Origin of the sequence: Alterluteimonas muca, assembly GCF_021191595.1 — a bacterium.
Lineage (GTDB): Bacteria > Pseudomonadota > Gammaproteobacteria > Xanthomonadales > Xanthomonadaceae > Luteimonas > Luteimonas muca.
Genome location: NZ_JAIWPS010000004.1, coordinates 206,419 through 226,762, shown reverse-complemented (window position 1 = coordinate 226,762; position 20,344 = coordinate 206,419). Strand labels below are relative to the sequence as shown.

The window sequence follows — 20,344 nt, the reverse complement described above, 5'->3', positions numbered from 1 at the left end:
CTGCGGCCCACATGGGAACGCCGCGGATGGCCGCGGCGTTGGGACAGGACAGTGGTGCGCGTCAGGGAGACGTCATGCGGTCCCAGAAGCTGCGCACGCCGTCGACGAAGGTGCTCGACTTCGGCGAGTGGCGACGCGCACCATCGCCGCTGAAGGTGGCTTCGAACTGCTCGAGCAGCGTCCGCTGCTCGGCAGTGAGGTTGACCGGCGTTTCGATGACCACCTTGCAGTAGAGATCGCCGGGGTGGCGGCTGCGCACCGACTTGACGCCCTGGTCGCGCAGGCGGAACACCTTGCCGGCCTGGGTTTCGGCGGGAATGCGGATCTCCGCTTCGCCATCGAGCGTCGGCACCCGCACCACGTCGCCGAGCGCGGCCTGCGAGATGCGGATCGGCACCTCGCAGTGCAGGTCGTCGCCGTCGCGCTGGAAGATCTCGTGCGGGCGCACCCGCACCTCGACATACAGGTCGCCCGGCGGCGAACCCGCGGGCCCGGCCTCGCCCTCGCCCGACAGGCGGATGCGGTCGCCGCTGTCCACACCGGCGGGGATCTTCACCGACAGGACCTTTTCCTCCTCCACCCGCCCTGCGCCATGGCAGGTCCGGCACGGGTTGACGATGCTCTTGCCGCGGCCACCGCAATGCGGGCAGGCCTGCTGCATGGTGAAGATGCCGCGCTGCATGCGCACCTGGCCGCGACCATGACAGGTCGAGCAGGTCTCGATCCTGCCGTCTTCCGAACCGCTGCCATCGCAGCTGCCACAGCCGACCAGGGTCGGTACCTCGATACGCTTCTCGACGCCGTTGACCGCCTCGCGCAGGTCGAGCTCGAGAACGTAGCCGATGTCGGCGCCCCGGCGCGGGCCACCCCGCCCGCCGGCACCACCACCGAAGATGTTGCCGAAGATGTCGCCAAAGATGTCGCCCATGTCGGGGCCGCCGAACCCGCCCGGGCCGGCGTTGCCACCGCCCATGCCGTGTTCGAACGCGGAATGGCCGTACTGGTCGTACATGCGGCGCTTGCCGCCGTCCGACAGGACCTCGTAGGCCTCCTTGCACTCCTTGAAGGCCGCCTCGGCAGCCGCATCACCCGGGTTGCGGTCCGGGTGGTGCTTCATGGCGCTGCGGCGGTAGGCCTTCTTGAGTTCCTCTTCGCTTGCGGTGCGGGCCACGCCCAGGACTTCGTAGTAATCGCGTTTCATCGGGCGGGGATTCGTCGTCTGGATTGGGTGTTGCGTGGACGTGTGTGCATCGCCATCGGAAAGCCACCGGCCGGCGAAGGAACGGGGCCTCGGCCCCGTTCCCTGGACTCAGCCGTGGCGGATGACCGTCACTTGCGCTCGTCGTCCTTGACCTCGGTGAACTCCGCGTCCACCACGTCGTCGTTCGACGGCGCACCGCCACCGGCCTGCGGGCCGGCATCGCCGCCCTGCTGGGCGGCCGCGACGGCGGCGAACAGTGCCTGTGCAGTCTCTTCGAGCGCCCTGGTCTTCGCCTCGATCTGGGCCTTGTCGTCGCCCTTCATCGCGGTCTCGACCTCGGCGATCGCGGCCTCGACGCGGCCGATCACGTCACCGGGCACCTTGTCGCCGTTGTCCTTGATCGCGCTGCGGGTGCCGTGCACCAGCGCATCGGCCTGGTTGCGGGCGCCGACCAGTTCCTGGAACTTCTTGTCGTCCTCGCGGTGCGCCTCGGCGTCGGCGACCATCCGCTGGATCTCGTCGTCCGACAGCCCCGAGCCGGCCTTGATCTCGACCTTCTGCTCCTTGCCGGTCTTCTTGTCCTTGGCGGTGACGTGCACGATGCCGTTGGCATCGATGTCGAACGACACCTCGACCTGCGGCATGCCACGCGGCGCCGGGTCGATGCCGGTGAGGTCGAACTTGGCCAGCGACTTGTTGTAGCGGGCCTGCTCGCGCTCGCCCTGCAGCACGTGCACGGTCACCGCGGACTGGTTGTCCTCGGCGGTCGAGAACGTCTGCGAAGCCTTGGTCGGGATGGTGGTGTTCTTCTCGATGATCTTGGTGAACACGCCGCCCAGGGTCTCGATGCCCAGGCTCAGCGGGGTCACGTCGAGCAGCAGCACGTCCTTGACGTCGCCGGCCAGCACGCCGCCCTGGATCGCGGCGCCCAGTGCCACGGCCTCGTCGGGGTTGACGTCCTTGCGCGGCTCCTTGCCGAAGAACTCCGCCACCGCCTGCTGCACCTTCGGCATGCGGGTCTGGCCGCCGACGAGGATCACCTCGTTGACGTCGGACGCACGCAGACCGGCATCGTTGAGCGCGGTGCGGCAGGGCTCGATCGACTTGCGGATCAGGTCCTCGACCAGCGCCTCGAGCTTGGCCCGGGTCAGCTTGATGTTGAGGTGCTTGGGACCCGACGCATCGGCGGTGACGTAAGGCAGATTGACCTCGGTCTGCTGCGCGGAGGACAGCTCGATCTTGGCGCGCTCGGCGGCGTCCTTCAGGCGCTGCAGGGCCAGCGGATCCTTGCGCAGGTCGATCCCCTGGTCCTTCTGGAACTCCTCGACGAGGTAATCGATGACGCGCTTGTCGAAGTCCTCGCCGCCGAGGAAGGTGTCGCCGTTGGTGGCCAGCACCTCGAACTGCTTCTCGCCGTCGACTTCGGCGATCTCGATGATCGACACGTCGAAGGTGCCGCCGCCGAGGTCGTACACGGCGATCTTGCGGTCGCCGCCGGCCTTGTCGAGGCCATAGGCCAGCGCGGCCGCGGTCGGCTCGTTGATGATGCGCTTGACGTCCAGGCCGGCGATGCGGCCGGCGTCCTTGGTGGCCTGACGCTGCGAGTCGTTGAAGTAGGCCGGCACCGTGATCACGGCCTCGGTGACCTTCTCGCCCAGGTAGTCCTCGGCGGTCTTCTTCATCTTCTCCAGGATGCGCGCGGAGATCTCCTGCGCCGACAGCTTGTTGCCGTCGTTGGTGGCCACCCAGGCGTCGCCGTTGTCGTGCTGGACGATCTTGTACGGCACCAGGCCGATGTCCTTCTGCACTTCGGCATCGGTGAACTTGCGCCCGATCAGGCGCTTGACCGCGAAGAAGGTGTTGTGCGGATTGGTGACGGCCTGGCGCTTGGCGGATGCGCCGACCAGTACCTCGCCATCCTTTGTGTAGGCGACGATCGAAGGCGTGGTGCGATCGCCCTCGCTGTTCTCGATGACCTTGGCCTTGCCGCCGTCCATGATCGCCACGCACGAATTGGTCGTGCCGAGGTCGATGCCGATGATCTTTGCCATGAGTGGTTCCCTCTGGATCCGTATTCGATGTGTCTGGGGGCGGCACGCGGCCGCCGATGCGTGATATCTGGGGGCGGCGGTGTGCCGTTCAAGCGGCTACCGCGATGCGCAGGCGCGCCGGCGTCAGTCCCTGGCCACCACGACGAGCGCGGGGCGCAGCAGGCGCTCGTTGAGCACGTAGCCCTTCTGGAACACCTGGGCGACGTGGCCCGGAGGCACTTCGCCGGCGTCGGTCTGGCTGATCGCCTGGTGGCGTTCCGGGTCGAACGGCTGGCCGGCTGGCGCGACGACCTGCAGGCCGTTGTCACCGGCCACCTTGAGCAGCTGGCGCAGGGTGAGTTCCAGGCCCTCGCGGAGCGGGCTGCTGTCGGCGCCGGCCGCGGCCAGGCCTGCATCCAGGCTGTCGAACACCGGCAGCAGGTCGCCCAGCAGGCGCTCGTTGGCGAAACGGCGGGCCGCGTCGACCTCGCGCGCCATGCGCTTGCGCTGGTTCTCGAGGTCCGCGCGCTCGATCAGGGACTGCGCACGCAGCTGCTCGAGTTCGGCCTGCAGCAGCTGCACCTGTTCTTCGAGCAGGGCCTGCGGCGATGCCGACGCGTCGTCCTGCGGCTGCATCGTGGGGTCGGGAGTGTCGGGGTGGCTCTCGTGGGTCATTTCCATGTCCGTGGCGGTCGACTGGCCGCCGCTGGCCGGAGCAATGGGGTTGCCCGGCGCGGATTCAAGTGCCGTCCGCCTGCAATCGTGTGTCGGTGCCGTCCCGCAGCCCCCGCTACGGCGACCTGCCACCGCGCTCCAGCGCCGCACCCAGTGCTTCCGCGGTGGCCTGCACCACCGGCACGATGCGGTCGTAGGCCATCCGCGTCGGCCCGATCACCCCCAGCACCCCGAGCACGCGCCCGTCGGCCGCGTACGGCGCGGTCACCAGCGATACCCCTTCCAGAGGGGCCAGCCCGGTTTCCTCGCCGATGAATACCCGCACCCCGGGCGCGCGCACGGTGCGCTCGAGCAACTGCAGGATCTCGCGCTTGCGCGAAAAAGTATCGAACAGCTCGCGGAGGCGGTCGAGATCCGAGAGGTCCTGCACCCCGATCAACCGGGCCTGCCCGGCCATCAGCATGTCGTCGCCCTCCTCCGGGGCGAGGGCCTGCTCGGCAAGCTCGACGGTGCGCGCCATCAGGCTCTCCATCTGGCTGCGCGTGAGCTGCATCTCGCGCAGCAGCGTGGCGCGGATGTCGGCCACCGCGCGACCGGCGAAGTTGACGTTGAGGTAGTTGGCCACCTGCTCCAGTTCCGACGCCTCGTAGGGCCGGCGCACCTGGATCAGGCGGTTCTGCACCTCGTTGTCCGCAAACACCAGGATTGCCATCACCCGCTGGCTGTCGACGGCAACGAAGTCGATGTAGCGGAAGGCGAACTGCTCGCGCCGCGGCACGCTGACCACGCCCATGAAGCGGGTCATCGCCGACACCAGCTCCGACGCGCTGCCCAGCAGCGACTGGGTGCCACCGCCGGCGGGCAGCTGTTCGCGTAGGTGGGTGACCTCGTGCTCGGGCAATGGCCGCAGCTGCAGCAGCGAATCGACGAACACCCGGTAGCCCTGCGCGGTGGGCACGCGTCCGGCGGAGGTATGCGGCGCGGTCAGCAGGCCGCTGTCCTCGAGGTCGGAGAGGATGTTGCGGATCGTCGCCGGGCTCACGTCCAGCCCGGCATGGCGGGCAAGCGTCTGCGACCCGACCGGCTCGCCGTTCTCGATATGGCGGGCGATCAATGTGCGCAGCAGATGCCGTGAACGGGCATCGAGTTCGGACGGGGGCGTGTGCTTGCGGCTCATGGCCCCGGTATACGGCGCACCCTGCGCCCACGCAAGCGCGTCTCAGCCGCTGCGCCGCTGATCGCCGAGATTGTTGGCCGCAACCATTCCGCCCTGCACAATCCGCGCATGCTGACCCACCTCGCCATCCGCAATTTCGCCGTCGCCACCGCCAGCGAGCTGGAGTTCGGTGCCGGCCTCACCGTGATCTCCGGCGAAACCGGCGCCGGCAAGTCCCTGCTCGTCGATGCGCTCGGGTTCCTGTCCGGGTTGCGTGCCGACAGCGGCATGGTGCGCCATGGCGCCGACCGCGCCGAACTCACCGCCAGCTTCGACCTCGCCGATGCCGCCGGCGCGCGCGCCTGGCTGGTGGCCGAGGAATTCGACGATGGCGATGCCTGCCAGCTGCGGCGCACGCTGCGCGCCGATGGCGGTTCGCGGGCATGGATCAACGGCCGCCCGGCCACGCTCGGGCAGCTGGCCGCGCTGGCGGGTCACCTCGTCGAGATCCATGGCCAGCACGAGCACCAGGCGCTGCTGTCGCGTGGCGCGCAGCTCGCCCTGCTCGATGCCTATGGCCGCCATGCCGGCGCACTGCAGGCGGTGGCCGCGGCCGCGCGCACCTGGTCGGCCCTGCTCGACGAGCGCGACCGCCTTGCGGGTCTGGGCGACCCCGGCGAGCGGCGCGACTGGCTGGCCCACCAGCTCGCGGAACTCGAACGCGAACCGCTGGATGCCGCCTCCCTCGCCGAACTCGATGCCGCGCACCGCCGCCAGGCCAATGCCGCCGGCCTGATCGCCGCCTGCGAAACGGTGCTGGCGGGGCTTGGCGAGGACGACGCCGTGACCGGACGCGTGCAGCGGCTGCGCGGCGAACTCGCACGCCTGCATCGCGACGAGCCACGCCTGGCCGAGGTGGACGCGATGCTCGAGGCGGCAACGATCCAGCTCGACGAGGCGCAGCTGCTGCTGCAGCGGGTGCGCGACGATCTCGACATCGACCCGGAGCGCTACGCCGAGCTCGAGCGCGGCCTCGCCCGCATCCACGACCTCGCCCGCAAACACAGGGTGGCCCCGGATGCCCTCGAAGCCCTGCGCGATCGCATCGCCACCGAACTGGAGGAACTGGCCGACGCCGGCATCCGCCTGCAGCGGCTGGATGGCGAGATCGATGCCGCCAGCGCCGCGTGGACGGCGGCGGCCGCCGACCTGACCCGCGCCCGCGCGTCGGCGGCGGCACGGCTCTCTGCCGACACCACCACGCTGATCGATGAGCTCGGCATGGGCGGTGGCCGCTTCGAGATCGCACTGGAGCCGCAGCCGGGCGGCCGCCCCGACCCGCTGGGCGCCGAGCGCGTGGAATTCCTGGTCGCGGCCAATGCCGGCCAGCCGCCACGGCCGCTGCGCAAGGTGGCTTCCGGCGGCGAGCTGTCGCGGATTTCACTGGCGATCGAGGTCGCCGCGCTGGGCCTGGACGCGGTGCCGACGATGGTCTTCGACGAAGTCGACTCCGGCATCGGCGGCGCGGTGGCGGCAATCGTCGGCCGCAAGCTGCGCGCGCTGGGCGCATCGCGCCAGGTGCTGTGCGTGACCCATCTGCCGCAGGTGGCGGCGCAGGGCCATGCGCACTACCGGGTGAGCAAGCGCACCCGCGGCGAAGAGACCGAGAGCGAGGTCAACCGCCTCGACGAGCGCCAGCGGCAGGAGGAACTGGCGCGGATGCTGGGCGGCGTCGAGGTCAGCCGCGAGGCCATGGCCGCCGCACGCCGGCTGCTGGCCGACGTGGCCTGAGGGGAGGGACGCGATCGACCGCGTCAGAGGCGCTTCTTGCGCACGTACAGCACCAGCGAATGCTCGTCGAGCACATAGCCGTGCTCGTCGGCGATGCGGTTGAGCAGGGCGACGATTTCCGGGCTCTCGAATTCGGTGATCAGCCCGCTGCTCATGTCGACCATGTGGTAGTGGTGGTCGCCACGGTCGAGTTCGTAGAGCGCATGGCCGCCCTCGAAGTTGTGCTTGATCACCAGCCCCGCGGCCTCGAACTGGGTCAGCACGCGGTACACCGTGGCCAGGCCGATCTCGTCGCCCTGGTCGAGCAACTGGCGGTAGATGCCTTCCGCAGTCATGTGCTGGTGCGGCGTCTTCTGCTCCAGCAGCTGCAGGATCCGCATTCGGGGATGCGTGACCTTTAGACCGGCCTTGCGAAGGTCGAAGGATTCCATGTCGTCTCCTGTCGGCCGCATCGAACAGGGCAAAGCGGTCCGGAACGGTTGCTGCAATCGGCCGGAGTGTATCATCGGCATGTTCCCGACCACCGATGGCCCCATGCGCAGACTCCTCGTTCCCCTCCTCGTCGCCGGCATCCTGTCGGGCTGCGGCATCGTCTACAAGCAGCCGATCTACCAGGGCAGCCTCGTGGAACCCGAAGCGGTCGAGCAGCTGCAGGCCGGCATGAGCAAGCAGCAGGTCGTCGGCCTCCTGGGCACCCCGTCCATCGCAGACCCGTTCCACCACCAGCGCTGGGACTACACCGCCACCCAGCGCAACAACCGCCTGGGCCGCACCGACATCAAGAACCTCACGCTGTGGTTCGAAAGCGACCGGCTGACGCGCTGGGAAGGCGAATACTTCCCGGAGCAGAACGAGGAACTCGCCGCGGAAATGCGCAAGTTCGGCAATCTGCCCCGCGAGCGCGGCCGCCGCTGATCCGCGCAGCCGTGCATGATTGACACCCGATGACCGGCCATGTGCCGGTCATTTCTTTTGTGCGCGTTCGCCTGCACGCCGCCGGCGCGCGTCCTTGGGATCGGCCACGAGTGGCCGCAGCAGTTCGATGCGGTCGCCGTCCGCAAGCGGGGCGTCGGGCTCGGCCCGTTCGCCGAAGACCGCCTGGCCATCGATGCCATCGAGCGGCAACCCGCTGGCGGCGATGGCATCGGCCACCCGCGCGCCTGCCGGCAGCTGCAGTTCCACCGCCTCGAAGTGGCGCGGCCAGGCCAGCACCACCGAGACCCGGATGGTGCCTGCGCTCATGCTTCGCGGTCGGCGACGCGCACGAAATCGTCGACCATGCGGTCGGCCAGGCCCTGGAAACCGATGGTCATCGCCGGCAGCAGCAGGCGGCTGCGCGGTTCGAAGTCGAGCGTCAGCGTGACGCGGCTGGCGGCTTCGTCGATCGCGTGGAAATCCCAGCGACCGTCGAGGCGGCGGAACGGGCCGTCGCGCAGCTGCATGTCGATGCGGTGCGGGGCGTCCAGGGTGTTTTCGGTGGTGAACCAGGTGCGCAGCGCGCCGAAGCCGAGGTCGAGCCGGGCAAGCTGGCGGTCAGCGGTGGATTCCATCACCTCGGCGCGTTCGCACCACGCGAAGCGGCGGGGATAGGCGTCGACGTCACGGACCAGCTCGAACATCCGCGTGACGGGATGCTCCACCAGGGCACTGCGTTGGATCTTGGGCATGGAACCTCTTTGCTGCGGGTGTGTCCACGCCTGCCGTATTTCGGGGACAATGCCGGGATGGGCAAGCAGGCGGACAAGGATAAGACAATCGGTGCGACCATCGCGTTGAACAAGCGCGCGCGCCACGAGTACCACCTCGAGCAGCGCGTCGAGGCGGGTATCGCATTGCAGGGCTGGGAGCTGAAGGCCATCCGTGCCGGACGCGCCAACATCACCGAGAGCTACGCCATCGTCCGCAATGGCGAGATCTTCCTGTTCGGCGCGCAGATCACCCCGCTGATCTCGGCGTCGACCCACGTGGTCGCGGATTCGCGCCGCACCCGCAAGCTGCTGATGCACCGGCGCGAGATCGACCAGTTCATCGGCAAGGTCGAGCGCGATGGCTACACCATCGTGCCGACCTCGGTGTACTGGAAGCGCAACAAGGTCAAGGTCGAACTGGCCCTGGCCAAGGGCAAGCAGAAGCACGACAAGCGCGACACCGAGCGCGAGCGCGACTGGAACCGGGAAAAGCAGCGCGTGCTGCGCCGGCACAACAAGGACGCCTGACCGGCCCCACCGGCGTCGCGGTCCCGGACGTCAGGCGGTCTCGCTGTCGTCGTCGGGCTGCTCCGGCAGCGTGAACCAGAAGCAGGCGCCCTCGCCTTCGCGGCCTTCGGCCCAGACCTCGCCACCGTGGCGTTCGACGATCCGCTTGACCGAGACCAGGCCGATGCCGTGGCCGGGGAACTCGTGCTGCGCATGCAGGCGCTGGAACGGCCGGAACAGCTTGGACGCGTAGTCCTGGGAGAATCCGGCCCCGTTGTCGCGCACGAAGAATGCCTCCACGCCATCGGGGCGCTGCCGGCGGCCAACCTCGATCCGTGCGCCATCGCGACCACCGGTGAACTTCCAGGCATTGCCGAGCAGGTTCTGCAGCAGGTTGGCGATCAGAGCCGGGTCCCCGTGCGCGACAAGCCCGTCGGCGATGTCGACGTCGACCTCGCGCTCCGGATCGGCCAGCCGCAGGTCCGCGATCGCCTGCCGGGCGATCGCGGCGAGGTCGAGTTCGCGGCGATGCACCTTGGCGCGCGACAGCCGCGCCATCTGCAGCAACGCGTCGATCAGCGCATCCATGCGCGACGTGGCCGCGCGGATACGCGAGAGGTAATCGCGGCCGGTATCGTCGATCACCGCGCTGTAGCGTTCGTTGAGCAGGCGCGAGAACCCGTCGATCGTGCGCAGCGGTGCGCGCAGGTCATGCGACACGCTGTAGGAGAACGCCTCGAGTTCGAGATTCGCCCGCTCCAGTTCCTGCGTACGCGCCGCCACCCGTGCCTCGAGCGTGCGGTTCAATGCGCGCACGCGTTCCTCGGCGCGGTACCACTCGGTGACATCGTCGATCTGCACCAGCCGCACGACTTCGTCGCCGGCCTCGCCGGGGACAGGCGCGGTGAACATGCGCACGCGGCGCCGGCTGCCATCGCTGCGGCGCAGGATCCTGCTGGCCCGGTACACGCCATCGCGTGCGTGTGCGCCGGCTTCCTCGCTGTCCACCTCGTCGGCATCGCGCCCGTCGACGAAGAAGCCGCCCATGTCGGCACCGATCAGCTGCTCCAGCGGCATGCCGACGATGGCGGCCAGGGCGAGGTTGGCATCGACGACGCGGTCATCCTCGTCGAGCAGCGCGTTGCCGACCGGCGAGTACACCATCGCGCTGCGGAACCGGGATTCACTGCGCCGGTAGGACTCGCTCATCCGCGCAGCGAGCTGGCGGGCGTGCACGCCGGTACGCGCCAGCGACCACGTCACCGCCGCCAGCAGCAGGGCCGCCAGCAGTCCCACGATCATCGTGGCCCGCGCCGGCGAGGGGCCGCTGGACGGCTCCAGTGCGATGAACTCGATCCGCCAGGTGCGGCCGTAGAATTCCTGGATGACACTGTGGCGGTCGCGATGGTCGGCGGCCGCGGCCCTGGCGAAGTCTGGATCGACATACATTTCCGCGGCCTCGCCGTGGGTGATGTCGGTGATCCGGATCGACATCGTGCGCGGCAGCGTGGCCAGCGACTGCGGCATGAAGTCCTGCATCCGCAACGGTGCGTAGGTCCATCCGCGCAATGCCGCACGGCGCGCCTCCACCGACGCCGGCAGCACGCCACCGCGGTATACCGGGGTGTACAGGATCGCCCCCTGCGGGGTGTCGTCGAACCTGCGTTGCAGGACCAGCTTCCCGGTCAGCCGCGACTCGCCACTGTCGCGCGCGGCTTCCATCGCCACCCGGCGCGCCGGCTCCGACAGCATGTCGAAGCCGTCGATGCCGTCATGCTCCGGCCGTCGCGGCTCCACATAGACCACCGGCCCGTAGGCTTCGCGCACGCCGCGCGGATGCAGTTCGAACAGGCCATTGCCATCACTGCGGCGTTCGAGCTGGAACTCGCGCAGACGATCGCCGGGAATGTAGGCCCCGTAGCCCAGCGCGTTGGGCCCGGCGCGGCGCCCGATCTGCAGGCCGTCGACGTAGCTCCGCCATTGCTGCGCAGTGGGCCGCTCGACCGAGGCGAACAGCGAGGCACCACCGCGCGTACTGAGCTCGTAGACCAGCAGCTGCTGCGACATCAGGTCGCGCACCTGGGTGGTTTCTTCGGCCATGTGCGCCTTGCGCGAGTCGCGGTCGCGCGCATGCTCGGAGCGTGCGTACAGCAGCACCAGCGACAGCGCGGCCAGCAACACCACCAGCGCCGCCGCCACCGCAAGCCGTGGATCCTCGCGCAGCCCCCGGGGCCTTGCCGTTGTGCCGTCCGTATCCCCGATCAAGCTGTTGTTCCCTTCGATGAACGCCTCCCCGCCCCCGTGCGTGCGCGCCTTGTGTCCGCGCAGGCGGCCCCTATACTGGCGCATGTCGGCGACAAACGACATTCCCGGGGGTGCACTGGCTTCGACGGGGGTCGCGAAATTGCCTGGCGCATGCCGAGGGGGTAGCTTTCCTCGTAAATCCAGCTGCAAAACTCTAGTTGCCAACGACGACAACTACGCTCTCGCCGCTTAAGGCGTAAGCCCCGAACCCACTTGTGCCTGTGCTCGTGGATGTAGGGTCATTATCACAGGAACCAGCCATGGCGGTTGCCTGTCCGCCATGGTTGAACCAACAGGCTGGTCCCGGGATGCGCTTCGCGCACCGTGCTGTTCCGGGGCGAGATCCAACGGTGCGCTAAGCATGTAGTGCCGGGGATGGAGTGCCTTCGGACGGGGGTTCAATTCCCCCCACCTCCACCATCTTCAAGCAGGACCCCGACCGGAAACGGCCGGGGTCTTCTGCTTTCAGGGCACGGAAAGCCTCGCCGACTTCACCGGTAGGACGCGCAATGGCCGCTAGCGTGGTGCCATGCCTGCAAGCGCCGCCAGACGTCGTGGCCCACCCCGCCCGGCCAAGCCGGTTGACGAGGTTCCGACGGGCAACCTCTCCGAACTGCGTGCCGCTGCGGCCGCCTGCCGGCGTTGCCCGCTCTGGCGTCCGGCAACGCAGACGGTATTCGGCGCAGGCCCGGCACGTGCGCGGATCATGCTGGTGGGGGAACAGCCCGGTGCCCAGGAAGATCTCGCCGGTCAGCCCTTCGTGGGCCCCGCCGGGCAGCTGCTGCGCGTGGCGCTGGAGGCCTCCGGCCTCGATCCTGCGCGGCTGTATCTGACCAACACGGTCAAGCATTTCAAGTTCGAGGCCCGCGGCAAGCGGCGCCTGCACCAGCGTGCGTCCGCCGGCGAACAGGCGGCCTGTCGACCGTGGCTTGCCGCCGAGCTCGACCGGCTGCGGCCACGCATGGTCGTCGCGCTCGGCGCGATGGCGGGGCAGACCCTGCTCGGCAACACGTTCCGCCTGACTATGGGCCGCGGCCAGCTGCTGCCGTTGGGTGAGTCGGACACCACGGTGGTCGCGACCTGGAACCCGTCGGCGATCCTGCGCGCGCGCGATCCGAAGCGCGAGGAGATGCATCGGCAACTTCTCGATGACCTGCAACTGGCCGCGGAGCACGTACGCGCCTGATGGCCATGGCCCCGGGTGCTAGAATCGCGCGCCTCACTGGGGAGTAGCCTGCTTCCGCAAGGAAGCGCCGGTATCAACATGCTCGGCCTTCGGCCGTGGTACCGGAGCCGTGATGGGTTGGCGAGACCAGCGGTCCACGGCGCCCGTGCGCCGTCATGGCCGTGTCCGCAACCGACTGCCTGACGCATGCACCCTGTCACGATGCTTCTGATCGGCCTCGCCATGTCGACCGACGCGTTTGCCGCGGCGGTCGGCAAGGGCGCCGGGATGCGGCAGCCACGGCTGCCCGATGCGCTGCGCGTGGGCCTGATCTTCGGGGTCATCGAGGCGGTCACGCCGGTGGTCGGATGGTGGCTGGGTCGCAGCGCGCTGCCGTGGGTGGAGGCCTTCGATCACTGGATCGCGCTGGCGCTGCTGGTGTTGCTGGGCGGCCACATGATCCACGCCGGCCTGCGCAGCGCGACGGCAGCAACGGATCGGCCCCGGCATGGCTTCTGGAACCTTGCCGCCACCGGCCTTGCGACCAGCATCGACGCGCTCGCGGTCGGCGTCGGCCTGGCGATGCTCGACGTGAATATCGTGGTGATGGCTGCGGTCATCGGCCTGTGCACGCTGGCGATGGTGACGACCGGCGTCATGCTCGGCCGCGCGCTGGGCGCAATGGCCGGGCGGCGGGCTGAAGTGCTCGGCGGCGTGATCCTGATCCTGATCGGCCTGACGATCGTCTACGAGCACGTGCTCGCATAAGCCATCGGCCACTGGGCCCAACCACGTCGGTATGACCTGGTAACGCTGCCCGGGGGACCTTCAGAAGAAGAAAGGGCCGCTTTCGCGGCCCTTTCCGTTTCGCCTCGATCCGGACGATTACTGCTGGATCGGCACCAGGGTGATCTCGACGCGGCGGTTCTGTGCGCGCCCGGCCTCGGTGCTGTTGTCGGCGATCGGACGGGTCATGCCGGCGCCGACGGTGATGATGCGCTGCTGGTTGACGCCCTGCCCGCCCAGGTACTGGGCGACCGCCTGGGCACGGCGCTCCGACAGCTGCTGGTTGTAGGCCGCGGCACCGGTGTTGTCGGTGTGGCCAGCCACCTCGATCACCGTCTGCTCGTACTGGCGCAGGGTATTCGCGACGTTGTTGAGCACCGGATAGAACTGCGGCTGGATGTTGGACTGGTCGAACCCGAAGGTCACGTTGCCCGGCATGTTCAGGGTGATGTTGTCGCCCTGGCGGACGACGTCGACACCGGTGCCGGCCATCTGCCGACGCAGCTCGGCTTCCTGGCGGTCCTGGTAGGCACCGACGGCGCCACCGGCAAGCGCGCCGGCACCGGCGCCGATCAGCGCGTGCTGGCGACGCTCGGTCGCGCTGTCGCCGCTCAGGAGACCTGCCACCGCACCGATGCCGGCGCCGATCAGCGCGGTGTTGCGGGTCCGGTTCGGGTCATTGGGGTCGCTGCTCTGGCCGGTGTAGGTGGCACAGCCGGTCAGCATCAGCGCGCCGGCGAGCGCGGCGGTCAGGCCTTTGGTCACGGAATTGCGCATGGGTCTTCTCCCTGGGGTCTGCGCCGGAGGACTCCGGCGTGTGGGTAGGCGGATCGCATGCTAGCCACGTGACGGTCGGGACCGGGTGACGGGCTGAATGCGCGGATACGGCCCATTCAGTTTTTCGACACCCGCTTGCGGGTGACCTGCGCGTACGCATCGAGCGCCGCCTGCCGACCCTCGGCGATGCCCACCAACGGTGCATGGGGGTAGCCCTGCACCTGCTTCAGCATTGCCGCGGGCGCGTCCCACGGTGCGAAGCGGTGTGCGGGCGGCAGCACCTGCAGTTCCGGCAGCCAGCGCGAGATATAGGCCGCGTCGGGATCGAAGCGCCGCGCCTGCAGGACCGGGTTGAAGATCCGGAAGTACGGCGCGGCATCCGCCCCGGTCCCCGCCACCCACTGCCAGCCCATCGTGTTGTTGGCGAGGTCGGCATCCACCAGGGTGTCCCAGAACCAGCGCGCACCGTGCCGCCAGTGCAGCCGCAGGTGTTTGGTGAGATAGCTGGCGGCGAGCATGCGCACACGGTTATGCATCCACCCGGTCTGCCACAGTTCGCGCATGCCGGCGTCGATGATCGGCACGCCGGTGCGGCCCCGCTGCCAGGCAGCCAGCACCCCCTGCTGTGGACGTTGCCAGGGAAAGTCGGCAAACCGGGGGTCGAGGTCGGCATCGACGGTATGTGGATAGTGGTGCAGCAGGTGGTGGGCGAACTCGCGCCAGCCCAGCTGCGCGAGGTAGGCATCGCCGGCATCTCCGAGGTCCGCGTCGATCACCACGTGGGCGACGCGCGCCACCGAGATCTCGCCGAAGTGGAGGTGCGGCGACAGCCGCGAGGTGCCGTCGATGCCGGGGATGTCGCGCGCGTCCCGGTAACTGCCGGGATCCGCCTGCAGGAACTGCGACAGCGCCCTCGCCGCCCCGGCCTCCCCCGGCACGAACCGCTCCCAGCAACCGTGGTCCCAGCCGCGGCGCGGCGCCAGGTGCAGGCCCTCGAGCGGTACGCCATGCGGCACCGCGTCTTCGTCCTCCAGGGCGGCAAACTGCTGCGGCGCCTGCCAGAGGCGGGGCGCACGCCACTGCCCGCGTGCGCGCTTCCAGAACGGCGTGAACGCCCGGTACGGATCGCCCTGCGCGGTTTCGACTTCCCAGGGTTCGAACAGCAGCGAGCCGTTGAAGCTCTCCGCACGCAGGCCGGCGCGGCGCAGCGCACGCTTGATGACGGTGTCGCGCGCCTCGACCACGGGTTCGTAGCGCCGGTTCCAGAACACCGCCTCGGCATCGACGGCCGCGGCGATCGACTCCAGCGTTGCCTGTGTCGGGCCGTGGAAGCAACGCAGCATCGACCCACGTGCGCGCAGTTCGTCATCGAGCGCCTTCAGCGAGCGGTGCCGCCAGGCATTGGAGGCCGCGCCCGGCGGCCAGTCGCCCTCCTCGCCCGGCGCGTGGATATGGACCATCAACGGCTGGTAGCCGCCCTCAACCGCGGCGCGCAGTGCCGGGTTGTCGTCGAGGCGGAGATCGTTGCGGAACCAGACCAGGGCGATAGGCATGGCGCAGTCTCGGCCGTCCCGGTGAGCGGGGCGTCAAACAGCGGTCGAGCCGCCGCCGGTGTACTCGCGCGGGACCCGGTCGTTGAAGCCGGTCAGCAGTTCGTAGGGAATGGTGCCCGCGGCCGTGGCCAGAGCCTCGACATCGATCCGCGCCTCGCCCTGGCGTCCGATCAGGACCACCTCGTCCTCGTTCCACGCACTGCCGTCGCCGATGTCGACCATGAACTGGTCCATGCACACCCGCCCGACGATGGGATACGACTGCCCGCGGATCAGTGCGCGTCCCCGCGACGACAGCGCCCGCGGGTACCCGTCGCCATAGCCAAGTGGCACCGTCACCACCCGGGTGTCGGATGGCGCGGTCCAGTTGCCGCCATAGCTCACCGTGCGGCCGGCGCGGACCACCTTGAAATACACCACCCGCGAGACCAACGACAGCGCGGGTTCGACCCTGATCGTGGGCCGCGAGGCCGGGTCCGGCATCACCCCGTAGACGAGGATGCCGGGCCGCACGAGATCGAGATGGGTGTCGGGGAAATGCAGCACGCCACCGGAATTGGCGAGGTGGCGCAGCGGCATCGGTGCACCGATGCGGTCGAAATGCGCGCAGGCCTCGAGGAAGCGCTCCAGCTGCAGCGCGGTCATCGGCGAATCCGGATCGTCGGCGCAGGCGAGGTGCGAATACACGCCCTCGATCCGGCACCAGCGCGAGCCGACGGCCGCCTCGATGAAGGGCCCGGCCGAGTACTCGTGCACGCCGATGCGCTCCATGCCGGTGTCGATCTTCAGGTGCACCACCGCACGACGCCCCAGCGCCTGCGCCGCGGCCTCGACCTGTCGCAGTTTCTCCACCGACGACACCGTGACCTCGAGATCGTGGGCGATGAACTGCGCCACCTGCGGACCGAAGATGCCGCCCAGCACGAGGATCGGCACGCGGATGCCCGCCCGCCGCAGCGCGATGCCCTCTTCCACGAACGCCACCCCCAGCCGTTCCACGCCGCTGGCTTCGAGGTGGCGCGCCACCGGCACCAGACCGTGGCCGTAGGCATTGGCCTTGACGATCGCCATCACCGGTACCCGCACGTGCGCGCGGATGCGCTGCAGGTTGCCGGCGATACGGTCGAGGTCGACCACGATCCGGGTCGGGCGCTCGGTGGCGGAGACGCTCATGCGAAATCCATCAACGGGCATGGCGCCCGGCTGCAGCGGATTCTAGCGGTGGCCGGCTCTGCTGTACGCAGGCGACGCCGCTGCGCGATGGGCTATTCGAAGCTGCCCATCGCGTCGTGCGCGAGGTTGTCGAAGCGGGTGTATTCGCCGAAGAAACGCAGCTTGAACGAGCCGGTCGGGCCGCTTCGATGCTTGCCGATGATGATCTCGGCGAGCCCTTTGTCCGGCGACGCTTCCTTGTTGTAGTACTCGTCGCGGTAGATGAAGATGATCATGTCGGCGTCCTGCTCGATTGCGCCCGATTCTCGCAGGTCGGCCATCACCGGGCGCTTGTCGGTACGCGATTCCAGCGAGCGGTTGAGCTGCGACAGCGCGATCACCGGCACGTTGAGTTCCTTCGCCAGGCCCTTGAGCGAACGCGAGATCTCCGAGATCTCGGTGGCGCGGTTCTCGTTGTTGCCCGGCACCTGCATCAGCTGCAGGTAGTCGATCACCACCAGCCCGAGGTCGTACTCGCGCTTGAGCCGGCGCGCCTTGGCACGCAGCGCGTCCGGCGACAGGCCCGGGGTGTCGTCGATGAAGATCTTCGACTCCTTGAGCATGCGGATCGCCGCCGTCACCCGGCTCCAGTCCTCGTCCTCGAGCTGGCCGGTGCGCAGGCGGGTGGCGTTGATGCGGCCGTTCGATGAAATCAGGCGCAGCGCGAGCTGGCTGGCCGACATTTCCATCGAGAACACCGCCACCGCCTTCTTCGACTTCAGCGCGGCGTACTCGGCGATGTTGAGCGCGAGCGTTGTCTTGCCCATCGCCGGGCGCGCGGCAAGGATCAGCAGGTCGGTCGGCTGCAGGCCCGAGGTCATCTGGTCGAATGCCTCGTAGCCGGTCGGCAGGCCGGTGATGCCGTCGCCGTTGGCGAAGCGCGTCTGCAGGACGTCGAAGGCTTCGGCCATCGCCTTGTTGATGGCGGTGAAGTCGGTGCGCCCGCGCGCCCCGGCCTCGGCGATCGCGAACACCTGCTGCTCGGCCTTGGCCAGGATCTCGCCGGAATCGCGGCCGTCGGGCTGGAAGCCGTCGTTGACGATCTCGGTGCCGACGTCGATCAGCTGCCGCATGACGGCCTTGTCGCGCACGATCTCGGCATAGGCGCGGATGTTGGCGGCCGACGGCGTGGTGCTGGCCAGTTCGACCAGGTAGGCGCCACCGGCCACCTGCTCGGCCAGGCCCTGCGATTCGAACCATTCGCCCAGGGTCACCGCGTCGAACGGGCGGTTGCGTTCGGCGAGCTCACGGATGGCGCGATAGATCAGCTGGTGGTCGCGGCGGTAGAAGTCCTTGTCGACCAGCATGTCGGCGATGCGGTCGAACGCCTCCGGCGCCAGCATCAGCCCACCGAGGACGGCCTGTTCGGCTTCCACCGACTGGGGCGGGATGCGCAACTGCTCGAGGCGGCCTTCGCGGGCATCGTGCTCGTGGCCGGCGCGATCGCCGAATCGGGGGCGGGCGGACATCTTCTGGGGAACTCCGGACAGGCGGTGCCGCGGTCATGCGGGCGGCAGGAAACATCGATGCTAGTGCCGATGGCTGTGGGTACGCGATGGAACAACCTGTGGATAACCCCGCCATGCTGGCGCCGGCCCATCTCACTGCGTGCGAACCCGACGCCGCAGAAACACGAAGGGCGCCCTGGGGCGCCCTCCGTCAGCTCCGGTCGGCAGCGCGGATCAGACCGCGACCGCTTCCGGCTCGATCACCACCTTGACCGGCGTTTCGACGTCGGCGTGCAGGTGGACGACCACTTCGTACTCGCCCACGTGGCGGAACGGGCCTTCGCCCATCACCACTTCGGACTTGCTGACCTCGACACCGGCCTGCGCCGACAGCGCCTCGGCGATGTCGCGGTTGGTCACCGACCCGTACAGCTTGCCTTCCGACGAGGCATTGGCCTTGAGGTTGACGGTGAAGCCTTCCAGCTTCGAGATGCGCGAGTTCGCGGCTTCCAGCTGGTCACGGGCCTTGGCTTCGTACTCGGCACGACGGGCTTCGAACGCGGCCAGGTTGTCGGCGGTCGCCGGCACGGCCTTGCCCTGCGGGACCAGGAAGTTGCGGCCGTAGCCCGGCTTCACGGTAACGGTGTCGCCGAGGTTGCCGAGGTTGGTGATCTTCTGCAGGAGGATCAGTTTCATGGTGTTGCTCCGTGTTCGTTAGCGGCGACGCGCGCCGCAACGGGTGCTGTCCGAACGTGCCGTCCGGGTGGACGGGAGCCTCCCCGGAGGGAGGCCCGTGCTTAGACGTTGTGGTTGTCGGTGTACGGGATCAGCGCGAGGAACCGCGCGCGCTTGACGGCCGTGGCCAGCTGGCGCTGGTAGCGCGACTTGGTGCCGGTGATGCGGCTCGGCACGATCTTGCCGTTCTCGGTGATGTTCTGGCGCAGGGTGTTGAGATCCTTGTAGTCGATCTCCTTGACACCCTCGGCGGTGAACTTGCAGTACTTGCGGCGACGGAAGAACTTGGACATGACGTGATTCCTCAGGCGGCTTCGGCGGTGTCGTCGGCCTTGTCGGCCTTCTGGGCGTCGTCACCGGACTCGTCGTCACGGCGGCGGCGTTCGCTGCGCTCGGGCTTGTCGCCCTTGTCGTCCTTGTTCTTCATGATCAGCGACTGCTCGGTGACCGCCTCGTCGCGGCGGATCACCAGGTGGCGCAGGATCGCGTCGTTGAAGCGGAAGGTCTCGACCAGTTCATTCAAGACGCCCTGGTCGGCTTCGATGTTGAACATCACGTAGTGGGCCTTGACCAGGTTGTTGATCGGGTACGCCAGCTGGCGACGACCCCAGTCTTCGAGGCGGTGGACCTTGCCGTTGCCGGTTTCGACCATCGAGGTGTAACGCTCGATCATCGCCGGCACCTGCTCGCTCTGGTCCGGATGGACCAGGAACACGATTTCATAGTGGCGCATGGTGTTTCCTTTCGGTTATCGGCCGGCGGACAGTAGATCCACCGGAAGGACAGCCCCCCGTCGCCGCCCTCGGGCGGGCGCAGTGGGGCAAGGGCTCGCCCGGCACAGGGCCGCAGCGAGCCGCGCATTATGGAGGATCAACGACTTGCCCGCAATCGCGGACGATGGGCGGCTCAGGCGGCCTTGTCGGCGTCGGTGGTGAAGCTCTCGCCGCAACCGCACTCCGCGGCGGCGTTGGGATTGCGGAACACGAACTCGTGGTTCAGCCCCTTCTGCGCGAAATCGATCTCGGTACCATCGACCATCGGCTGGCTGGTGGCATCGACATAGATGCGGATGCCTCCGTGTTCGCTGACGGTATCGCCGGGGCGCTCCTCGTGGGCGATGTCGACCATGTAACCCCAGCCCGAACAGCCGGTGCGTTCGACGCCGAAGCGGATGCCGAGCGCGCCGGGGGTGGATTCGACGAAGCGGCGCGCGCGTTCGAGAGCGGCAGGTGCAAGCGAGATGGCCATGCCGTCGATTCTAGCCCGCGCGGCATACGCGCGCCTTAGCGGCGCCTGAGTTTTCGGTAGACTGCGGC

The 20,344-nt window shown here is 68.6% G+C and carries 21 protein-coding genes, 1 other RNA gene and 1 riboswitch; of the genes, 6 read left to right on the top strand and 16 right to left on the bottom strand.

Translation table 11 applies throughout. The features are described from left to right. Nucleotides 1-61: 61 nt before the first annotated feature. The 4 genes from dnaJ to hrcA form a co-directional block, all read right to left on the bottom strand. Nucleotides 62-1,201, bottom strand: a complete 1,140-nt coding sequence (gene dnaJ, locus LDO11_RS08110; RefSeq protein ID WP_232141071.1) for a molecular chaperone DnaJ — start codon at nucleotides 1,199-1,201, stop codon at nucleotides 62-64. A gap of 128 nt (nucleotides 1,202-1,329) precedes the next feature. Further along, entirely contained in the window at nucleotides 1,330-3,252 is a 1,923-nt protein-coding gene (dnaK, locus tag LDO11_RS08105; RefSeq protein ID WP_232141070.1) for a molecular chaperone DnaK, read from the bottom strand. 123 nt (nucleotides 3,253-3,375) lie between these two features. Continuing rightward, nucleotides 3,376-3,906, bottom strand: a complete 531-nt coding sequence (gene grpE, locus LDO11_RS08100; protein WP_435574621.1) for a nucleotide exchange factor GrpE — start codon at nucleotides 3,904-3,906, stop codon at nucleotides 3,376-3,378. Between the two features lie 115 nt (nucleotides 3,907-4,021). Beyond that, on the bottom strand, nucleotides 4,022-5,083 hold the full coding sequence (gene hrcA, locus LDO11_RS08095) for a heat-inducible transcriptional repressor HrcA (protein WP_129135940.1): 1,062 nt from the start codon (nucleotides 5,081-5,083) through the stop codon (nucleotides 4,022-4,024). A 108-nt stretch (nucleotides 5,084-5,191) separates the two neighbouring features. Here hrcA and recN point away from each other — a divergent pair, with 108 nt between their 5' ends. Continuing rightward, on the top strand, nucleotides 5,192-6,853 hold the full coding sequence (recN, locus tag LDO11_RS08090) for a DNA repair protein RecN (RefSeq protein ID WP_232141069.1): 1,662 nt from the start codon (nucleotides 5,192-5,194) through the stop codon (nucleotides 6,851-6,853). A 23-nt stretch (nucleotides 6,854-6,876) separates the two neighbouring features. Here recN and LDO11_RS08085 read toward each other — a convergent pair whose 3' ends face one another. Beyond that, nucleotides 6,877-7,284 carry a Fur family transcriptional regulator gene (locus LDO11_RS08085; protein WP_129135942.1) on the bottom strand — a complete coding sequence of 136 codons (408 nt, stop codon included), beginning with the start codon at nucleotides 7,282-7,284 and terminating at the stop codon, nucleotides 6,877-6,879. A 103-nt stretch (nucleotides 7,285-7,387) separates the two neighbouring features. Here LDO11_RS08085 and LDO11_RS08080 point away from each other — a divergent pair, with 103 nt between their 5' ends. Next, the gene (locus LDO11_RS08080) at nucleotides 7,388-7,768 is read left to right on the top strand and encodes an outer membrane protein assembly factor BamE (protein WP_129135943.1); all 381 of its coding nucleotides are present in this window, start codon (nucleotides 7,388-7,390) and stop codon (nucleotides 7,766-7,768) included. A gap of 48 nt (nucleotides 7,769-7,816) precedes the next feature. On the opposite strand, the gene LDO11_RS08075 is transcribed toward LDO11_RS08080, so the two are convergent. Continuing rightward, nucleotides 7,817-8,095, bottom strand: coding sequence for an RnfH family protein (locus LDO11_RS08075; protein WP_232141068.1), 279 nt, complete (start codon nucleotides 8,093-8,095; stop codon nucleotides 7,817-7,819). After that, a complete protein-coding gene (locus LDO11_RS08070) occupies nucleotides 8,092-8,520 on the bottom strand; it encodes a type II toxin-antitoxin system RatA family toxin (protein WP_232141067.1) in 429 nt (142 codons plus the stop codon). The genes LDO11_RS08075 and LDO11_RS08070 overlap by 4 nt, the downstream gene beginning before the upstream one ends. 57 nt (nucleotides 8,521-8,577) lie before the next feature. Between LDO11_RS08070 and smpB the strand changes: the two genes are divergently transcribed. Then, complete coding sequence (smpB, locus tag LDO11_RS08065; protein ID WP_232141066.1) at nucleotides 8,578-9,069, top strand: SsrA-binding protein SmpB; 492 nt, start codon at nucleotides 8,578-8,580, stop codon at nucleotides 9,067-9,069. Between the two features lie 30 nt (nucleotides 9,070-9,099). On the opposite strand, the gene LDO11_RS08060 is transcribed toward smpB, so the two are convergent. Next, nucleotides 9,100-11,313: a CHASE domain-containing protein gene (locus LDO11_RS08060; RefSeq protein WP_232141065.1), complete on the bottom strand. Its 2,214-nt coding sequence runs from the start codon at nucleotides 11,311-11,313 to the stop codon at nucleotides 9,100-9,102. Between the two features lie 106 nt (nucleotides 11,314-11,419). Between LDO11_RS08060 and ssrA the strand changes: the two genes are divergently transcribed. From ssrA to LDO11_RS08045, 3 genes are all read left to right on the top strand, one after another. Next, nucleotides 11,420-11,772, top strand: a transfer-messenger RNA (tmRNA) gene (ssrA, locus tag LDO11_RS08055). A gap of 109 nt (nucleotides 11,773-11,881) precedes the next feature. Next, complete coding sequence (locus LDO11_RS08050; RefSeq protein ID WP_232141064.1) at nucleotides 11,882-12,538, top strand: UdgX family uracil-DNA binding protein; 657 nt, start codon at nucleotides 11,882-11,884, stop codon at nucleotides 12,536-12,538. A gap of 18 nt (nucleotides 12,539-12,556) precedes the next feature. After that, nucleotides 12,557-12,699, top strand: a riboswitch (yybP-ykoY riboswitch). A gap of 25 nt (nucleotides 12,700-12,724) precedes the next feature. Then, nucleotides 12,725-13,285: a manganese efflux pump MntP gene (locus LDO11_RS08045; protein WP_232141063.1), complete on the top strand. Its 561-nt coding sequence runs from the start codon at nucleotides 12,725-12,727 to the stop codon at nucleotides 13,283-13,285. Nucleotides 13,286-13,402: 117 nt separating this feature from the next. On the opposite strand, the gene LDO11_RS08040 is transcribed toward LDO11_RS08045, so the two are convergent. The 8 genes from LDO11_RS08040 to LDO11_RS08005 all read right to left on the bottom strand — a co-directional run bounded on the left by LDO11_RS08040 (nucleotide 13,403) and on the right by LDO11_RS08005 (nucleotide 20,276). After that, nucleotides 13,403-14,080, bottom strand: coding sequence for a YiaD family glycine zipper/OmpA-like lipoprotein (locus LDO11_RS08040; protein WP_129135949.1), 678 nt, complete (start codon nucleotides 14,078-14,080; stop codon nucleotides 13,403-13,405). 116 nt (nucleotides 14,081-14,196) lie between these two features. Further along, nucleotides 14,197-15,633 (bottom strand): cryptochrome/photolyase family protein, encoded by a 1,437-nt coding sequence (locus LDO11_RS08035; RefSeq protein ID WP_232141062.1) that lies wholly within the window; start codon nucleotides 15,631-15,633, stop codon nucleotides 14,197-14,199. Nucleotides 15,634-15,666: 33 nt separating this feature from the next. Beyond that, complete coding sequence (alr, locus tag LDO11_RS08030) at nucleotides 15,667-16,806, bottom strand: alanine racemase (RefSeq protein ID WP_232141061.1); 1,140 nt, start codon at nucleotides 16,804-16,806, stop codon at nucleotides 15,667-15,669. Between the two features lie 92 nt (nucleotides 16,807-16,898). Then, a complete protein-coding gene (locus tag LDO11_RS08025; protein WP_232141060.1) occupies nucleotides 16,899-18,314 on the bottom strand; it encodes a replicative DNA helicase in 1,416 nt (471 codons plus the stop codon). A gap of 213 nt (nucleotides 18,315-18,527) precedes the next feature. After that, nucleotides 18,528-18,989, bottom strand: coding sequence for a 50S ribosomal protein L9 (rplI, locus tag LDO11_RS08020; protein WP_129135952.1), 462 nt, complete (start codon nucleotides 18,987-18,989; stop codon nucleotides 18,528-18,530). Between the two features lie 101 nt (nucleotides 18,990-19,090). Beyond that, nucleotides 19,091-19,321, bottom strand: coding sequence for a 30S ribosomal protein S18 (gene rpsR, locus LDO11_RS08015; protein ID WP_024890462.1), 231 nt, complete (start codon nucleotides 19,319-19,321; stop codon nucleotides 19,091-19,093). A gap of 11 nt (nucleotides 19,322-19,332) precedes the next feature. Then, nucleotides 19,333-19,761 (bottom strand): 30S ribosomal protein S6, encoded by a 429-nt coding sequence (rpsF, locus tag LDO11_RS08010; RefSeq protein WP_129135953.1) that lies wholly within the window; start codon nucleotides 19,759-19,761, stop codon nucleotides 19,333-19,335. Between the two features lie 173 nt (nucleotides 19,762-19,934). After that, nucleotides 19,935-20,276 carry a HesB/IscA family protein gene (locus LDO11_RS08005; RefSeq protein ID WP_232141059.1) on the bottom strand — a complete coding sequence of 114 codons (342 nt, stop codon included), beginning with the start codon at nucleotides 20,274-20,276 and terminating at the stop codon, nucleotides 19,935-19,937. Nucleotides 20,277-20,344 lie beyond the last annotated feature (68 nt).

Excerpts from the sequence above, each read along its gene's own strand:
- LDO11_RS08070 (WP_232141067.1), bottom strand. The coding sequence starts at position 8,520 with ATGCCCAAGATCCAACGCAGTGCCCTGGTGGAGCATCCCGTCACGCGG.
- dnaJ (WP_232141071.1), bottom strand. The coding sequence starts at position 1,201 with ATGAAACGCGATTACTACGAAGTCCTGGGCGTGGCCCGCACCGCAAGC.
- alr (WP_232141061.1), bottom strand. The coding sequence starts at position 16,806 with ATGAGCGTCTCCGCCACCGAGCGCCCGACCCGGATCGTGGTCGACCTC.
- hrcA (WP_129135940.1), bottom strand. The coding sequence starts at position 5,083 with ATGAGCCGCAAGCACACGCCCCCGTCCGAACTCGATGCCCGTTCACGG.
- recN (WP_232141069.1), top strand. The coding sequence starts at position 5,192 with ATGCTGACCCACCTCGCCATCCGCAATTTCGCCGTCGCCACCGCCAGC.
- smpB (WP_232141066.1), top strand. The coding sequence starts at position 8,578 with ATGGGCAAGCAGGCGGACAAGGATAAGACAATCGGTGCGACCATCGCG.
- rpsF (WP_129135953.1), bottom strand. The coding sequence starts at position 19,761 with ATGCGCCACTATGAAATCGTGTTCCTGGTCCATCCGGACCAGAGCGAG.
- LDO11_RS08005 (WP_232141059.1), bottom strand. The coding sequence starts at position 20,276 with ATGGCCATCTCGCTTGCACCTGCCGCTCTCGAACGCGCGCGCCGCTTC.
- LDO11_RS08075 (WP_232141068.1), bottom strand. The coding sequence starts at position 8,095 with ATGAGCGCAGGCACCATCCGGGTCTCGGTGGTGCTGGCCTGGCCGCGC.
- dnaK (WP_232141070.1), bottom strand. The coding sequence starts at position 3,252 with ATGGCAAAGATCATCGGCATCGACCTCGGCACGACCAATTCGTGCGTG.
- LDO11_RS08045 (WP_232141063.1), top strand. The coding sequence starts at position 12,725 with ATGCACCCTGTCACGATGCTTCTGATCGGCCTCGCCATGTCGACCGAC.
- LDO11_RS08085 (WP_129135942.1), bottom strand. The coding sequence starts at position 7,284 with ATGGAATCCTTCGACCTTCGCAAGGCCGGTCTAAAGGTCACGCATCCC.
- LDO11_RS08080 (WP_129135943.1), top strand. The coding sequence starts at position 7,388 with ATGCGCAGACTCCTCGTTCCCCTCCTCGTCGCCGGCATCCTGTCGGGC.
- LDO11_RS08025 (WP_232141060.1), bottom strand. The coding sequence starts at position 18,314 with ATGTCCGCCCGCCCCCGATTCGGCGATCGCGCCGGCCACGAGCACGAT.
- LDO11_RS08040 (WP_129135949.1), bottom strand. The coding sequence starts at position 14,080 with ATGCGCAATTCCGTGACCAAAGGCCTGACCGCCGCGCTCGCCGGCGCG.
- LDO11_RS08035 (WP_232141062.1), bottom strand. The coding sequence starts at position 15,633 with ATGCCTATCGCCCTGGTCTGGTTCCGCAACGATCTCCGCCTCGACGAC.
- grpE (WP_435574621.1), bottom strand. The coding sequence starts at position 3,906 with ATGACCCACGAGAGCCACCCCGACACTCCCGACCCCACGATGCAGCCG.
- rplI (WP_129135952.1), bottom strand. The coding sequence starts at position 18,989 with ATGAAACTGATCCTCCTGCAGAAGATCACCAACCTCGGCAACCTCGGC.
- LDO11_RS08050 (WP_232141064.1), top strand. The coding sequence starts at position 11,882 with ATGCCTGCAAGCGCCGCCAGACGTCGTGGCCCACCCCGCCCGGCCAAG.
- rpsR (WP_024890462.1), bottom strand. The coding sequence starts at position 19,321 with ATGTCCAAGTTCTTCCGTCGCCGCAAGTACTGCAAGTTCACCGCCGAG.